The organism is Streptomyces sp. NPDC050549 (genome assembly GCF_040655035.1).
In the GTDB taxonomy this organism is placed as follows: Bacteria; Actinomycetota; Actinomycetes; order Streptomycetales; family Streptomycetaceae; genus Streptomyces.
Map to the genome: position 1 here is coordinate 17,050 of NZ_JBFAJD010000007.1, position 15,375 is coordinate 32,424.

Consider the following 15,375-nt stretch of genomic DNA (forward strand, 5'->3'; position numbering starts at 1 on the left):
GCCTTCCGGGCGACCGGGAGCCACTGCCCCGTCTCCTTTCAACTCCCTTGCGGCGGCTCCTGTTCGGCCCTGATCCGGCCGTGCACCTCCCAGTCCCACACCGTCTCGCGCACCTCGTCCAGCGCGCGGGCCAGATGCCTGCGGTAGGTGCTGAACGCCAGGTTCAGCTTCCGCGCCACGGCCTCCTGCGTCGACGTCGAGTGGTACGTCGCCGTCAGCACCTCGTACAGATGCCGTGTCCGGGGATGCGCGTTCAGCCGCTGTACGGCCTTGCAGATCACGTCGTGCAGCGCGGTCACCGGGTCGCCCTCGCTGAGCTCCTCCACCAGCCGGCTGCGCAGCAGCGGGTTGTCGGCGAGCCCGCCCGGGTCGAGCCAGCCGCGCAGCGCCTCGCGGACCGCGGCGTCCGACTCCTCCCGACTCAGCGACGTGAGACGGGACTTGGGCTTCCCGGCCGCCACCGCCGGTGCCCCGCCGAGCAGGCGGGCGTCGATTCCCTCGGCCCACTCCTCCACCCGAGCCGCCCGCCAGTCGTGGCAGAACAGGCCGTACCCGCGATCGGCGTGGACGGCCTGGCGGGGCGGCTGGAACATGCCCAGGTAGGTCATCAGCGGCGCCCAGAACTTCGGTTCGGCACTGACGAAACAGGACCAGGCGCAGTGCTTGGCCCGCAGCAGCTCGAAGACGATCCGCATACGCACCAGGTCCCACGACCGCGAGGGGCGGTGATGGTTCTGCTCGTGCACCATGAACCGGGCCACACCGAGGTGTTCGCCCTGGCGCGGGGGTGTCATCGCGGACACCAGGTCCCACGCCTCGGCCGTAACGGGATCGGCCGCCCGGGTCTCGTCGTCCAGCTCGTCGATCCTCAACCAGGTCATGAATCCCAGCAGTTGGCCCGTGTCGCAGCGACGGTGGACGTGGAACGCCTCGGGCTGACGCGTCAACCAGTGGGCCACGACACGGGCGTTGTGCTCGCCCTCGACTCTGTGGGTGAGCTCGATCAGCGCCGGGGCGTCCTCCGGCCGCATCGGCTGCTCATGGACGGCTCCTTCGGCGCGGTCGCCCTGGAACTCGCGCAGCCACTGGGCCCTGGAGACGATGTGGTTGAACTCGCGGGCAGCGCGCAGGGCTTCCTTCTCCGGCGCCTCGCGGACGCGCTCCACCAGATGCCGGCGCACCGTGCGGTGCATGGCCTTGTAGCGCTCGGGATCGCGCCAGCGGAAGTCGCTGTCGAGAGCGTCCCGGACGACGTCGTACGGGCACACCCCGAAGGGCCCCGACTTCATGAACGACAACTGCCGCAGCCAGGCGAAGAGTTCGGTGGCGTCCTCGTCGGGGAGCGCAACCCGCAGCAACTCCTCGGTGGTGTCGGCGACATGGCCGCACACCTCCAGCGCCCGCCGGTGCGCGGACGACGGCGGCTTGCCGACCAGGTGCGTCAGCAGCCGGTCGACGACCGTGCGCAACGGCGCCCAGAACACCTCGTCCGTCGACGTGTTGTCGTGCGCCGCGGCCTCCGCGGCCAGCCGCAGGGCGAGCGGATGGCCGGCGGCGAACCGGAGCAGAGCCGCGTGCGAGGAGGGGTCGACGCCCTGGGAGGCGAGCAGGGCCGCCGAGTCCGCCGGCTCCAACTCCCTGAGCGGCACGACCTGGAGCAGCTCGCTCCACCCGAGGTCCGCCTTCCAGAGCGGGTCGGGGGCGAGACGGCCGGCGACGACGACCAGGGCGCCCGCCGGTAACCGGGGGAGGAAACGGTCGCGTATCCACTCCTCCATGTCCCGGTAGCGCTCGAAGTCGTCGACCAGCAGGACAGCGTTGTCGCGGACGAAGACCTCGGCGGTCGCCGCCTCGAAGGCCGACGGGGAGCGGTCGATCGTACGGGCGTCGACGCTCACGACCGGCCGGCCCATGGCGTGCGTCTCCGCGGCGAACCGCTGGAGCAGGGCGCTCTTGCCGATGCCGCCCGGCCCGTGCAGCACGATGACCGTCGGGGCGCCCGGTTCGCCGGCCGCCGCGCGGCGGAAGAGCGCCAGTTCCCGCTGCCTGCCGACGAAGTACTGCAACCGGGCGGACGCCAGTCTGTCGGCCAGCACGGCGGAGTCCTCCTTCGCCATGGCGTTCCTTTCCCCGGAGCCAGCCTCTTCGGGCCGCTGCGAAACCTACCGGGTCGGGCCGGACGACGGGACAGGGCCGGACCTTACGTAGGTCTTACCGGGGAGGGTGGGTCGTCCGGCGAGTCGTCCGTGGAAACGGTAAGAGACCCGCTTCTTTGTCCTATTCGCGCTCGTTGAGGAACGCGAAGGGGTTCGTAGCCCTCCTTCTGTGTGAAGGAACGAGCACAGGCAAGGAACCGGGGACTGAGTGGCATGGGTTTGACCAGCGAGACTACCGTTTATGTGATGGCGGCCGTCGCCGTCGTCTGCGTGGCGCTGCTTGTCTGGCTGTGGCCGCGGCTCGCGAAGCCCGGCGTGCGGCAGGTGCTCGGGCGGCTGACGGCCATCGGAGTGACGCAGGTCACTATTATCGCCGCGTTCGCGTGCTGGCTGAACTCCTCGTACCAGTTCTTCGGATCGTGGGACGAGCTCTTCGGCAACACCGACACCACGCCCGTCGGCGTGACCCAGGCGGCCGACCACAACGGCGGCGCGACCGGCATCTCCGTCAAGGGCGCGCTGGTGCAGCCCGCCTCCGACGAGCAGCTGAACCGGGTCAGCGGCCTGCCCACCGGCAATCCCGCGGTCAACGGGAAGGTGGAGTCCGTGAAGGTCATCGGCCGCCGCACCGGCGTCGTCGACCCGGCCTTCGTCTACCTGCCGCCGCAGTACTTCCAGAAGGCGTACGCCAGGCAGCGCTTCCCGGTCGTCGTCGCACTCAGCGGCTACCCCGGCAGCATCTTCAACCTCGCCCAGTACCTGCGGGTGTCGCAGACCGCCGGACAGCTGCAGAAGAGCGGCCAGATGCAGCCGACCATCATGGTGATGATCCGGCCCACGATCGCCCCGCCGCGCGACACCGAGTGCGTGAACGTCCCCGGCGGACCGCAGACCGAGACCTTCCTCGCCAAGGACCTCCCGCAGGCCCTGAAGTCCGTCTACCGGGTCGGCCACGACGCCAGCGCCTGGGGTGTCATGGGCTACTCCTCCGGCGGCAGTTGCGCTTTGCAGCTGACGATGCGCAACCCGCACGTCTACACCACGGCCGCCGCGCTCTCGCCCGACTACAGGGTCAAGGACGACCCCACCACCGGCAACCTCTTCGGCAGCGGACTCGGCCGCGTCAACCGGGTCAACGGACACGACCTGATGTGGCGGCTGAAGCACCTGCCCGCACCCCAGGTCTCCGTTCTGGTCGCCGAGAGCAAGCACGGCGAGCGCGGCTACCCGCAGACCCTCGCCTTCGTCAAGGCCGTCAAGGCGCCCATGCGCGTCGTGTCCATCCTGCCCGAGTCGGGCAGCCACAACTTCCCCACCTGGGTACGGGAGATGCCCGCCGCCCTGAAGTGGATGAACCAGCAACTCACCTTCCCCCAGGACGTCGTGCCCCGGCACCTCCCCAAGAAGAAGGCCCACAGCACCGTGCGCGCGGAGGGCACCGAGCCCACCCCGACCGCCCGCACCCGCAAGTAGCGTCCGCATCACGGGCGTTGGCCGCCCCGTCCCAGCGTCCGGGGCAGCTGGCCCCGGCGCTGGATGCCCAGCTTCCGGTAGGAACTGGTGAGATGGGTCTCCACCGTGCGCCGGGCCAGGTGCAGCAGATCGGCGATCTCGGTGTTCGTACGGCCGTCGGCGGCCAGCTCGGCGATCCGGCGCTCGCTGTCGGTGAGCGACCCCGCACCGGTGCGGGCCGGGACTCTGCGCCGGGCGCCGCTCTCGCCCAACGCCCCCTCCGCCAGGGCCCGTAGCCGGGTCGCGCCCAGCCGCTCGGCGCGCTCCGCGGCCTCCCGCAGACACCCGCGGGCCCGCCTACGGTCCCCGACCGCGGTCAGCGCCCGGCCCTGCGCGATCAGCGCGGGCACCAACTCGGTCTCCGTCCCCTCCGGCGCCTCCCGCAACAGCCCCACGGCCTCCTGGGCGAGCTCCACACCCCGCCGCCCGCCGGTCGCCGCGGCCAGCACCCGCAGCGAACGGCCCACCGTGCGGGGCGTGTTCCACACCCGGGCCAGCCGCAGCTCCTCCTCCGCCAGACCGATCGCCTCCCGGGAGCGGCCGAAGGCGAGCCGACACTCGGCGGCGGCCGAACGCCACGGCGTGACGACCGGGCTTACCACCTCACGGGCCGACTGCCGGCGCCCGCACTCCAGGAAGTCGTGCAGCGCGCCCGCCGCGTCGCCGCCCGCCGCGCGCAGCACCCCCCGCGCGTACAGGAAACGGTTCAACTCCCAGGAGTCGGGCGCCGACCGCAGGTCGAAACCGTTCGCGAGGCGCAGCGCCCGCGCCTCCTGCCCGGTCGCAAGCAGCGCCAGCAGGATGTGGGCGTGCCCGTTCGACGGCGTGCCGCGCGCCCAGTTCCGCGCCCACGCCTCCGTCAGCAGCTGCCCGTGCTCGCCGCGGGCGGACAGGATGTCGGCCCGTACGTTGGTCAGCGCGTCGTGCATCGGGTGCAGCAGGTCGGGACGCTGCCCGACCAGCCCGCGCTCCACCAGCCGTTCCGCCTCCGGGAGTTCGTCGGCCCACTGGGCCACGGCGGCGGCCGTGCCGAGCAGGAAGGGCTCGGTCAGCGGGTCGGCGGGCTCGGCCAGCAGACCGCGCAGCCGCCGCATCGCCTCCGCCGCCGAGATCAGCCCGGCCGTGGCCGCATGCCGCACGACCAGCGCCCGACCGGCCGTGCCCACCAGCTCCGGCGAGTCCGCCGCGGCATCACGGAGCCACCGGTACACGTCCTGCCGCACCGACTGGTCCTGCTCGGCCAGCAGCACCGACGCCGTCTGGAGGGTGCGCACCAGCCGTGGACGGTCCGTCAACTCGTCCTCCGCCGTGCGGAGTACGTCCACGGCGGCCACGGTCCTGCCCCGGCCGGCCAGTGCCGTGCCGAGGGCGACGGCCGCGCGCATCGTGTCCTGCGGCGCCCCGGACAGCCGCAGTGCCTCGCTCAGCCGGGGGATGCCGGCCGAGGAGGTCCGCGTGTACTCCAGGGAACCCAGCTCGGTGAGCAGCCGCTGTCTGCTGTCGTCCGGCAGCGGTTCCTCCAGGACCCGGCGCAGGAAGGCGACGGCGTCGTCCGCGCGCCCGTCCCGCAGCGCGAGCGAGGCCGCCTCCTGGAGCACGGCCGACGTCCAGGGCGCACCCACCGGGTCGGCGAGCAGCAGCTGCCGGGCGACCGCGTCGGGGGACCCGCCGTGGCGCTGCATCGTCTCGGCCGCCGCCGCGTGCGCGGCCCGCCGTCTGGCCGCGGGCACGCCGGTGAGCACCGCGTCGCGCAGGAGTGGATGCGCGTAGCGCGGGCGCCCGTCGGGGTCCTGGCGCAACATCCCGAGCCCGGTCATCGCGGTGAGCCAGCCGGCCACCCGCGCCGGGTCGGCACCCGCCAACTCGGCGATCAGGGCGACCAGTTCGTCGACGGGCGCGGGAGCGGTGCGATCGGCGGGCAGGGCTGCGGAAGGGTCCCCGGCCCAGCCCTCGTCCAGTGCGGCCAGGATCCGTGCGACCTCGCCGGTGGCCGGGCCCGCGCACTCCAGCCACCAGGACACGGCCGCCGGATACGCCCCCGGGTACAGCGCGGCGGACGTCTGCGGCACCCTCGGATGCCGACCGGAACCGAGGTCGTCGAGCAGGGCACGCAGCAGCAGGGGGTTGCCGGCGCCGGCCCGGACACAGCCGTCCACCCAGGGCCCGGACGCGTCGGCGCGCACCGAACGGACCAGCCCGGCGGCCGAGTCGGTGGTCAGCGGGGCCAGGGTGTGGGTGCGGACCAGCGCGGGCGACAGGGTGTGGGTCAGCCCCGGCGCGGACGGCTCGATGTCGTACTGGCTGCGCTCGGTGACCACCAGCAGGATCCGTAATCGGTCCACGTGCCGGGCGGACTCGACCAGCCAGCGGTGCGAGGCGGCGTCCGCCAGATGGACGTCGTCCACGGCGATCAGCAGCGGTGCCCGGTCGGCGTACGAGCGCAGCACCCGCCACAGCCGGGCGGCGCTCGCCCGCTCGTCCCCGTCGACCGCGAGATCCGCGAACTCCGGCACCGGGCCGAGGAGTTGCAGGACGGCGGCATACGGGATCGCCTGGTCGCGGGGCGAGCAGCGGGCCCGCAGCACCCGCATGCCGTGCGCCTCCGCGTCCTCCGCGGCGGCCTCCAGCACTGTGGTACGGCCCGTCCCGGTGGCCCCGCGCAGCAGCACGAGGCGGCCGGAACCCGCGCGGGCATGCGCGGCCTCCGCCGCCAACAGCCGTGCCGCGTCCCGGTGTTCGCAGGGCATCACGGACATTCTGGCGTCAGGTGTGGTCCCCTTCATCGCGGTCCTCCTCGCATCCGTCGTGGTCCGTCGTTCGTCCGATCTCGTGGTGCTGCTCGTGGTGCTCCACGATTGCGCGCGCCCCACCCGCCCCACGAGGGTGAGGAGTACACGGCCGCCACCAGCGCAACTGGGGTGGCACGTATGTGGATTCGAGGGAGAACGTTGCTCAGCTCATCGCGGACCGCGCATCCCGGTACGGCCGACTCCGGCGACCGGATACCCGTGGCGGTCCACGCCCCGGACCCGATCTCGCGCGAGGGAGCGCTCAGCCAACTGCGCAGATACCCGGAGATCGACCTCCGCGAGGAGAACGACACCGGCCCCGGCAGGGTGGCCCTGTTCATCGCCGACACGCTCGACGAAGCCGCGCTCACCAAGCTGCGCAGACTCGTGCGCAGCGAGGGCGGGCGGGCCGTACTCGTCGTAGGAGCCCTGCGCGAGGCGGAATTGCTCGATGTGATCGAGTGCGGGGTCGGCGCGATCGTATGGCGCCAGGAGGCGACCGCGCAGCGTCTGGTGCAGGCCGTGATCGCCGCGGCCCGCGGCGACGGCGATCTGCCGGCCGATCTGATCGGCCGACTCGTCGAACAGGTCGGGACGCTGCACCGCAGCGCGGCGGGCCGCTCCGGAGTCCAGACGGCGGGGCTCGTGCCGCGTGAGGTGGACGTCCTGCGGCTGGTCGCCGAGGGACTCGACACCGGAGAGATCGCCAGCAAGCTCTCCTATTCCGAACGCACCGTCAAGAACGTGATGCACGGGCTCACCACCCGCCTCCATCTGCGCAATCGGGCACACGCAGTGGCCCATGCCCTCCGGGAAGGCTACATCTGACCGAACGGGCACTCGAAGCCGGACACGCGGGCAACCTGCCGTGCCCTCCCTGCGTCCCCAACGTGCTTGCGGTCATGGCCGGTTGGAACGGCACGATCGGAGTACGGCCGACAGGGGCGTATCGGGCGCCGACGCGTACGGCGGGGCACGACAGCACGGCAGGGCGGGAGCACGGCGGTGATCCACGAGGTGGACGAGGTCCTCAAGGACCTGATCGGCGGCGGCGCACTGGCCGGTTCGGGCATCGAGGTCTCCTTCGAGGCACCGACCCGCGACTGGGCGGCCCGGCGCAACACCCCCACGATCAACACCTACTTGTACGACATCAGGGAGGACGTGCACCGGCGCCAGCGCGGGCATGTCGTCGTGCGCGACGAGCGGGACGTGGTCGTCAAGCGCCGCCAGCCGCCGCGCTGGTTCCGGCTGTCGTACCTGGTGACGGCGTGGACGAAACGGCCTCAGGACGAACACCGCCTGCTGTCCGCCGTGTTGGCCACCCTGATCCCGCGCGAGCTGCTCTCCCCTACCGAACTCCCCGGATCGCTGGGTCAGTTGGGCCTCTCCGTGCCGATCTCGGTGGCCGGCATCCAGACCGAGTCACGGTCCCTCGCGGAGATCTGGTCCGCCCTCGGCGGCGAACTCAAGCCCTCCCTCGACCTCGTCGTCACCGCGCCCTTCCCGGCCTACCCCGAGTACGACGCGGGACCACCGGTCACCGAGGGCGCCGCGGTGCGCGTCCACGGCCTCGACGGTACGTCCCCGGGCCCGGAGGAACGGGCCCACCGCCCGCGCCAGGTAGCGGCGGCACGGGACGCCCGCGAGGTGGCGCGGCGCAGGAGGACGACGGGGACGGGGACGTGACCGTCGAGGATGTCGGCGTGGCCGCCGGGGACGTTGACGCGACCTTCAGGGGCGATGAGGCCGGCGCTCTCCTCGCCCGGCTGGCCCGCCTCCGCGAGCGCGTCGCCCTGCTCGTCGCACAGCGCTCCGCCACCGACCCCACGGCCACCGACCCGCTGCGCGGCCTCTACCTCTCCGGGGAGGCGGTGGAGTACCTGCTCCTGCGGTCACCCGAACCGGCCCCAGCCTCCCGGGAATTGGCACCCGACCGGACCGACCGCCTCGCCGCCCTGCGCCTGACCGACCTAGACACCGCCCTCCTCCTCATCGCCCTCGCCCCCGACCTGGACCGCACCTTCGAGCCCCTCTACGGCTACCTCAACGACGACGTCAGTCGCCGCCGGGCCACCGCGGGACTCGCCCTCGACCTCTGCGGCATCCCGGCCCACGACGCGGAGGGGCGGGCCCGCTTCCATCCCACGGCCCCGCTCTCCGCCCTCGGCCTCCTCACCGTGGAGGAACCCGAACGCCCCTTCCTCAGCCGCTCCTTGCGGGTACCGGACCGCATCGTGGCCCACCTGCTCGGCGACGACACCCCGGACGCGGCCCTCGCCGGCCACCTCCACCCACTGATCGCGCCGAGAGTGCCGTACGACGGCCAAGACCCGGGCGGGGACGACGAGTTCACGCACTTCGTGGGCCGGCTGGCCGCACTGCTCGCCGATGGGCCGCCGCTCGCCGTGTATCTGAGGGAACGCCACGAGGGCGACGGGCTCGTGTGCGTGTCGGCAGCGCTGGACGCGGCGCGGGTGCCCGCCCTGCGTTTCTCCGGCCCCGTCGAGCGGGTGCCGGAGCTGCTGCGCGAGGCGCGGCTGGGCGGCCGTACGGTCGTGGTGAGCGGGCTGCCCGACCAACCCGGCGCGCTGGTGAAGGCGTTGACGGCAGTCACCGATGTCTCCGTGGTGTTCGCCGGGGCCCGCCCGTACGACCCGCAGTGGTGCGAGAGCGACCCGCTGATCCTGGAGGCGCCCCGGCAGCGGGCCGCGGCGCTGCGTGCCTGGACGGCGGCCGTCGGCGAGGACGACGGCTTCGACGTACGGGCCACCGTCGCGCCGTACCACCTCGGCGCCGACCGCATCGCGCGCGCCGCGCGTGCGGCCCGGGGGCTCGCCGCGTTCGACGGGACCCCGCTGACCGCCGCCCATCTGCGGCTCGCCGCCCGCCAGCAATCGGCGTCGGGACTCGAACAGCACGCCCGCCGCATCCGGCCCGCGGTCGACTGGCGGGACCTGGTCCTGCCCGACCGGTCACTGACCCAGCTTCACGAACTCGCCCTGCGCGCCCGGCACCGGGACCGGGTCCTCGGTGACTGGCGGCTCAGTGCGGGCGGCGGCCGGGGGCGGGGCGTGCTCGGGCTGTTCGCCGGTGAGTCCGGTACCGGCAAGACACTGTCGGCGGAGGTCGTCGCGGCCGAACTCGGCCTGGATCTCTATGTGGTTCAGCTGTCGTCGGTCGTCGACAAGTACATCGGCGAGACCGAGAAGAACCTGGAACGGATCTTCACGGAGGCCGACCGCACCGACGCCGTGCTCCTCTTCGACGAGGCCGACGCGGTCTTCGGCAAGCGGTCGGAGGTGAAGGACTCGCACGACCGCTACGCCAACATGGAGAGCGCCTATCTGCTCCAACGGCTGGAGTCCTTCGACGGGATCGCGCTGCTCACCACCAACCTGCGCGCCAACATCGACGAGGCGTTCACCCGCCGGCTCGACCTGGTCGTCGACTTCCCGTTCCCCGACCCGGCGCAGCGCCTCGCCCTGTGGCTCCACGGCCTGACCCATGTGCCGAGCGCGCCCGACCTCGAACTCGCGCCGCTGGCAAAGGAGTTCGAGCTCGCCGGCGGCTCCATCCGCAGCGCGGTCGTCACCGCCGCCTATCTCGCCGCCGGACGCGGGGGCACGGTCGGTGCGGCGGACCTCCTGGAGGGGGCCCGCCGCGAGTACCGCAAGGCCGGACGGCTGGTGCCCGGCGAGGGCACCTGGTAGCCGCCCAACGACCCTGCTACACCGTGAACTTGACGGCCACCAGCCAGCGGGAGTTGTCGAGAGTGCCGCCGAAGATGTACTTGGGGCGCGCGTCCGCGCACCCCTGACCGCCCCAGTCGTAGCCCGTGTTGCGGGTCGTCTCGCAGACCTGGCCGCTGCCGATGTTGATGGCGAGGCCCGTCATGTACGGGGCGCCGTCCTTCGAACTGCCGATGTAGTTGTCCTTGTTGTCCGCGACGATCGCCGTCCACTGCGGCTCCCACATACCGTTGCCGTCGGTCGAGGCGGGGTTGTGGATGAAGGCGTTGGCGGCCGAACCGAGGGAGCCGGAGACGGCGATGTTCAGGGCCGTGATCTGCTTGGCGTCGTCGACCGTGCCGGTCGCTGCCCCGTCGCACACCGCGTCCGTCCAGCCGTCGCCCGCGATGAAGGCGCGGTAGCAGATGTGCCGGCCCGAATCCTTGGCGGCCAGCTTCTTCACCGCGGTCGCGGCCGTCGCCGGTTTGGGTTTGGGCTTGGTGGACGCCGTGGATCCGCCGCCGCCCGCCGCCGCGGCGGTCGAGGTCACGGCGACCGGCGGGGGAGCCGCGGCCGTCTCGGAGGGCGGCGCCGGCACGCTCGCGGTTGGCGAGGGAGCGGGCGCGAGGGTGCTGACGCCCGCGTCCTTGAGCTGCTCGGTGGCGGTCGTCCGCACCTGCGGCTTGTACGCGATCCACAGCATCAGGAAGGTGAGCGCCAGCGCGAGGACGGCCCCGAGGAAGGTGGCGAGCCAGCGCGGCAGGAACCCCCGCTGGAGGTAAGTCCCTTCCACGGGAAGGGGGTTGGCGCCGGACCGCAGCACGTTCAGCGTGTACGGCCGCTGCTCCTTCGGCCCGAACCAGATGATCTTCCGGGGCTTCAGGGACGCCTTGACGAACGCGGCCCGGCCCGGCTCGATCTGCACATTGCCCGGATGGATGTCGTACGACAGCTGGTCGCCGTTGTCGCTGCCGTTGATGGACGCCGTCAGCTTGGTGTTGCCGAGGTTGTCCACGGCCAGCCGGGGACGGCCCCGGAACCGGCCCTTGACCGTCGGCGGCACCAGCTCCGCCCGCACCTCGGTGAACGGGGTGATCGTCAGATTGCCCTCGGGGACGGTGACCGCCTCCGGGTGCTCGGTCGGCGTGATCCGTACCGCGTAGGGGTTCGGGCCGGCCGTCGCGTCCGGGGTGCGCGGCGGCGCGAACGTCAGATCGACCGTGCCCGTCGTGCCCGGGTAGAGCCGCAGCGTCTGCGGCTCCACGGTGGTCCAGGGCGCGATGCCCCCGACCGGCTCGAAGCGGTACTCGTCCACGACGTCGCCGGTGTTGCGCAGCCGCAGCCGCACTCGGGTACTGCCACCGGGATCGACGGTCGCGGACGCGGGCTCCAGGGAGGTCCACAGACTCATGAGCCGACGCTACGACGGATGGTGAGGGGACGTCAGGAGTCGCCGGGGCAGGGGAGGTTGCCCAAAGGGGCGCCGTCGTAAACGCGGTTGCCGCCTGAGCGGTGAGGACATCCGTCGCGACGGCCCGGAAGGGCACCGCCGGGCAGCTCGCGGCAGTCGAGCGGACTGCCCCTGAGGGCACGGAAGTTGCCCCGGGACAGGCACCCGAGGACGTTTCGGCGGCCGGGGCACCCGCGTGAGGGTTAAGAGCGTCTTATCTCGTACCCCGAGGAGAGCAGAGCATGCCGTCCTACCTGTCGCCCGGCGTCTACGTCGAGGAGGTGGCCAGCGGCTCGCGCCCCATCGAGGGAGTGGGCACCTCGGTGGCGGCCTTCGTGGGTCTGGCCCCGACCGGTCCGCTGAACGAGCCGACCCTGGTGACCAACTGGACGCAGTACGTGGCTGCCTTCGGTGAGTTCACCGACGGGTACTACCTCGCGCACTCCGTCTACGGCTTCTTCAACAACGGCGGTTCGGCCGCCTACGTCGTCCGCGTCGGCGGCACCGCGGAGGGCACCTCGACGGAGTCCAAGTCTCCGTCCGCCGTAGCCGGTTCGACGGCCCCGGCCGCGCTGACGGCCGGCGAGCCGGCCCAGCTCGGCACCTTCGCCGTGACGGCCGTGGCACCCGGCGACCTGACCGTCGAGGTGGCCGACGCCGAGGGCGAGGGACCCGCCGAGCGGTTCCGGCTGATCGTCAAGGACGCCGGTCGGGACGTCGAGAGCTTCGACGTGACCGCCAAGAAGGGCGGCCGCAACTACGTCGTCACCCAGGTCAAGGAGCGCTCCAAGCTCATCACCGTGACCGAGTCCGCGCCCGCCGCCCAGCTGGCCCGCCCGGACAACCAGACGGTCGCGCTCAGGGCTCCCGCCGCCGCGTCCGCACCCGCCGTACCCGGCAAGGGAAGTGACACGGCGTCACATCCTGGTCCCGCCACCTACCTCGGCGACTCCGCCGACCGCACCGGCTTCGGCGGTCTGGAGGCCGTGGACGAGATCTCCATGGTCGCGGTGCCCGACCTGATGGCCGCCTACCAGCGCGGCGCGATCGACCTGGAGGCCGTCAAGGCCGTCCAGCTGGGTCTGATCGCACACTGCGAGCTGATGGGCGACCGCGTCGCCGTCATCGACCCGCCGCCGAGCCTGAACGCCCGTCAGATCCGTGTCTGGCGGCAGGAGACCGCGGGCTACGACTCCAAGTACGCGGCCCTGTACTACCCGTGGATCAAGACCTTCGACCCGTCCAGCGGACAGTCCCGGCTGATCCCGCCGAGCGGCCACATCGCCGGTATCTGGGCCCGCAACGACTCCGAGCGCGGCGTGCACAAGGCGCCCGCCAACGAGGTCGTACGCGGCGCCGTCGACCTCGAAACGCAGATCACCCGCGGCGAACAGGACCTCCTGAACCCCATCGGCGTCAACTGCATCCGCGCCTTCCCCGGCCGCGGCATCCGCGTCTGGGGTGCCCGCACCATGTCCTCCGACCCGGCCTGGCGCTACCTCAACATCCGCCGGTACTTCAACTACCTGGAGGAGTCGATCCTGATCGGCACCCAGTGGGTGGTGTTCGAGCCGAACGACCACGCCCTGTGGGCGCGCATCCGGCGCAACATCTCGGCCTTCCTGGTCAACGAGTGGCGCAGCGGCGCCCTGTTCGGCCAGCGGCCCGAAGAGGCGTACTACGTCAAGTGCGACGAAGAGACCAACCCGCCGGAGTCGGTCGACGTCGGCCGGGTCGTCTGCGAGATCGGCATCGCGCCGGTCAAGCCGGCCGAGTTCGTGATCTTCCGGCTGGCCCAGTTCTCCAGCGGCAGCGGGGAACTGGAGGAGTAGGCGAGCCCGGCGTGCCCACCGCCGCTCCAGGCAGTTCTCAACACCCCTAGAAAGACAGCGAATTCATGAGTCTCCAGCCGGGTGACGCCCTCACCTCACACAATTTCGGCCTGCAGATCGACGGCGTGATGGTCGAGTACCTCGCCGAGGTCAGCGGCCTCAGCATCGAGCAGGACGTCATCACCTACCAGCAGAACACCCCCAACGGCCAGAACGTCGTCAAGAACCTGCCGGGCGTGAAGAAGAACGGCACCTGCACCGTCATCCGGGGCATGACCCAGTCGGCCTCGTTCACCCAGTGGATCAACGAGTCGATCTCCGGCCAGATGACCACCGCGCGCAAGAACGCGTCGATCATCATGATGGACTTCCAGAACAACCCCGTGAAGCGCTACCACCTGCGCAACGCCTGGTGCAGCAAGATCGACGCGAGCACGGTAAAGGCGGGCGAGGCCGCCGCGCTCACCGAGTCCGTGACCATCGTGTTCGAAGAACTGGTCATCGAATAATGCGACGTTCGGGGGTGGCGGCGGGGGCGCCGGCTGCGGCGACGCCGAGTGCGGAGTCTTCGGCCGAAGTGGGAGCGGGCCCGGTACAGGCCCCTGCTCCGGCCGCCGCTCCGGCCGTACGGCAGACCCTGCGGACCGAATTCCCCTTCCAGCTGCCGCGCGGCTATGTCGACGAGTCCGGCACGGTCCACCAGGACGGTGTGATGCGACTGGCCACCGCGCGCGACGAGTTGGTGCCACTGCGGGACGTCCGGGTGCAGGAGAACCCGGCGTATCTGTCGGTGGTGCTGCTCGGCCGGGTGATCACCCGGCTGGGGTCGGTACCCATGGTCCACGACGGGATCGTGGAGAACATGTTCGCCTCCGACCTCGCCTTCCTCCAGGACTTCTACCGCCAGATCAACGCGGAGGGCCACACCCGCGCGGCAGTTCAGTGCCCGCACTGCGCGGAACCCTTCGAGGTGGAGCTCGGCGGGAGCCGCCTGGGGGAATCGTGACGTACGCGACCGACCGGCTGCACGAGGAGATCGCGTACGTCGCCTACCACTTCCACTGGAGCCTGGAGGACATCCTGGACCTCGAACACCACGACCGCCGTCGCTACACCGGCGAGATCGCGTCCCTGGTGACGCGAGCCGGGACGGAGGGCTGAGCTGTGGGGTTCTTGGACCGGCGGTTGCGGTTGCGGGGGCGGGGTCAGGGGCGGGTCGAAGGGCCTGTGGGTGGTGATGTGGGTGCGAACCCTGACTCGGAGTCCGACAGTTCTTCGGGTTCTACGGGGTCTACGGGTTCCACCGGACCTGGTGTGAGGGTGGCCGCCTGGCCGGGGCTGGCGCCGATCCGGCGGGCCTCCGCGGTGGGCGGTACCGGGGTGGCCGACGCCGGGTTCGGCGCGCGGCTGCCCACCTGGCAGAACCCGTCCTTCACAGGCACGGGGTTCCGTGCGGTGCTGGACGCGGAGCGCAGCGCCCGGATCGCGGGATCCGCGCCTGCGGCGGCGATGCCGCGGGCAGTCCCGAGTCTGGGGCGGCCCGCGGGGGAGCTGCCGTTGGCCGGCCGTGCCACGGCGGTTTCGGCGGAGCGGGCGCCGGCGGTTCCGTTGCGGGCCGGTACGAGTGGGAGTGCGAGTGCCCTTGCGGGGCGGAGGGTGCCTCTCGCGCGGGGCGGTTCCTCCGGTGTACGGACGGAGGCAGTGAGGCCGGGTGGGTCGGATCCCGTGGCCGGCGCGGTGCGTCCGGTTTCGGGTGTACGGGTGACTCCGGTGCCCTCGGAGTCACCTCGGTCGGCGTCGGCGTCGGGGTCGTTGACGCGGGCCGGGGCGGGTACGGCCGCGGTGGAGCGGCGGCTCGTTGCCCGGCGGAACTCGACTGTTGCTGGGGGTGGTTCGGGGCAGGGC

11 protein-coding genes are annotated in these 15,375 nt (G+C 72.0%); 8 read left to right on the forward strand and 3 right to left on the reverse strand.

Going from position 1 to position 15,375, the window contains the following annotated elements; genetic code table 11:
• Positions 1-38: 38 nt before the first annotated feature.
• A complete protein-coding gene (locus AB0I51_RS12825; protein ID WP_362974251.1) occupies positions 39-2,117 on the reverse strand; it encodes an ATP-binding protein in 2,079 nt (692 codons plus the stop codon).
• Positions 2,118-2,369: 252 nt separating this feature from the next.
• On the opposite strand from AB0I51_RS12825, the gene AB0I51_RS12830 reads away from it, so the two are divergent.
• On the forward strand, positions 2,370-3,629 hold the full coding sequence (locus AB0I51_RS12830) for an alpha/beta hydrolase-fold protein (protein ID WP_362974253.1): 1,260 nt from the start codon (positions 2,370-2,372) through the stop codon (positions 3,627-3,629).
• Between the two features lie 8 nt (positions 3,630-3,637).
• Here AB0I51_RS12830 and AB0I51_RS12835 read toward each other — a convergent pair whose 3' ends face one another.
• Entirely contained in the window at positions 3,638-6,415 is a 2,778-nt protein-coding gene (locus AB0I51_RS12835; protein WP_362974255.1) for an AAA family ATPase, read from the reverse strand.
• 201 nt (positions 6,416-6,616) lie between these two features.
• Between AB0I51_RS12835 and AB0I51_RS12840 the strand changes: the two genes are divergently transcribed.
• From AB0I51_RS12840 to AB0I51_RS12850, 3 genes are all read left to right on the forward strand, one after another.
• Entirely contained in the window at positions 6,617-7,285 is a 669-nt protein-coding gene (locus tag AB0I51_RS12840; protein WP_362974257.1) for a LuxR C-terminal-related transcriptional regulator, read from the forward strand.
• Between the two features lie 177 nt (positions 7,286-7,462).
• A complete protein-coding gene (locus AB0I51_RS12845) occupies positions 7,463-8,146 on the forward strand; it encodes a DUF4255 domain-containing protein (RefSeq protein WP_362974259.1) in 684 nt (227 codons plus the stop codon).
• A 17-nt stretch (positions 8,147-8,163) separates the two neighbouring features.
• Positions 8,164-10,170 carry an ATP-binding protein gene (locus tag AB0I51_RS12850; protein ID WP_362974678.1) on the forward strand — a complete coding sequence of 669 codons (2,007 nt, stop codon included), beginning with the start codon at positions 8,164-8,166 and terminating at the stop codon, positions 10,168-10,170.
• Between the two features lie 16 nt (positions 10,171-10,186).
• Here the strand turns inward: AB0I51_RS12850 and AB0I51_RS12855 are convergent, their stop codons facing one another.
• Entirely contained in the window at positions 10,187-11,599 is a 1,413-nt protein-coding gene (locus AB0I51_RS12855; RefSeq protein ID WP_362974261.1) for a hydrolase, read from the reverse strand.
• A 281-nt stretch (positions 11,600-11,880) separates the two neighbouring features.
• Here AB0I51_RS12855 and AB0I51_RS12860 point away from each other — a divergent pair, with 281 nt between their 5' ends.
• From AB0I51_RS12860 to AB0I51_RS12875, 4 genes are all read left to right on the forward strand, one after another.
• A complete protein-coding gene (locus AB0I51_RS12860) occupies positions 11,881-13,470 on the forward strand; it encodes a phage tail sheath subtilisin-like domain-containing protein (protein ID WP_362974263.1) in 1,590 nt (529 codons plus the stop codon).
• 65 nt (positions 13,471-13,535) lie between these two features.
• Positions 13,536-13,979 carry a phage tail protein gene (locus AB0I51_RS12865; RefSeq protein WP_019063375.1) on the forward strand — a complete coding sequence of 148 codons (444 nt, stop codon included), beginning with the start codon at positions 13,536-13,538 and terminating at the stop codon, positions 13,977-13,979.
• Entirely contained in the window at positions 13,979-14,476 is a 498-nt protein-coding gene (locus AB0I51_RS12870) for a hypothetical protein (RefSeq protein ID WP_362974265.1), read from the forward strand. Before AB0I51_RS12865 ends, AB0I51_RS12870 begins: the two co-directional genes overlap by 1 nt.
• Entirely contained in the window at positions 14,473-14,631 is a 159-nt protein-coding gene (locus AB0I51_RS12875) for a DUF6760 family protein (protein ID WP_019075130.1), read from the forward strand. Before AB0I51_RS12870 ends, AB0I51_RS12875 begins: the two co-directional genes overlap by 4 nt.
• Positions 14,632-15,375: the final 744 nt, after the last annotated feature.

Coding starts and splice junctions, on each gene's coding strand:
- AB0I51_RS12825 (WP_362974251.1), bottom strand. CDS start 2,117: ATGGCGAAGGAGGACTCCGCCGTGCTGGCCGACAGACTGGCGTCCGCC.
- AB0I51_RS12855 (WP_362974261.1), bottom strand. CDS start 11,599: ATGAGTCTGTGGACCTCCCTGGAGCCCGCGTCCGCGACCGTCGATCCC.
- AB0I51_RS12830 (WP_362974253.1), top strand. CDS start 2,370: ATGGGTTTGACCAGCGAGACTACCGTTTATGTGATGGCGGCCGTCGCC.
- AB0I51_RS12835 (WP_362974255.1), bottom strand. CDS start 6,415: ATGCCCTGCGAACACCGGGACGCGGCACGGCTGTTGGCGGCGGAGGCC.
- AB0I51_RS12865 (WP_019063375.1), top strand. CDS start 13,536: ATGAGTCTCCAGCCGGGTGACGCCCTCACCTCACACAATTTCGGCCTG.
- AB0I51_RS12860 (WP_362974263.1), top strand. CDS start 11,881: ATGCCGTCCTACCTGTCGCCCGGCGTCTACGTCGAGGAGGTGGCCAGC.
- AB0I51_RS12870 (WP_362974265.1), top strand. CDS start 13,979: ATGCGACGTTCGGGGGTGGCGGCGGGGGCGCCGGCTGCGGCGACGCCG.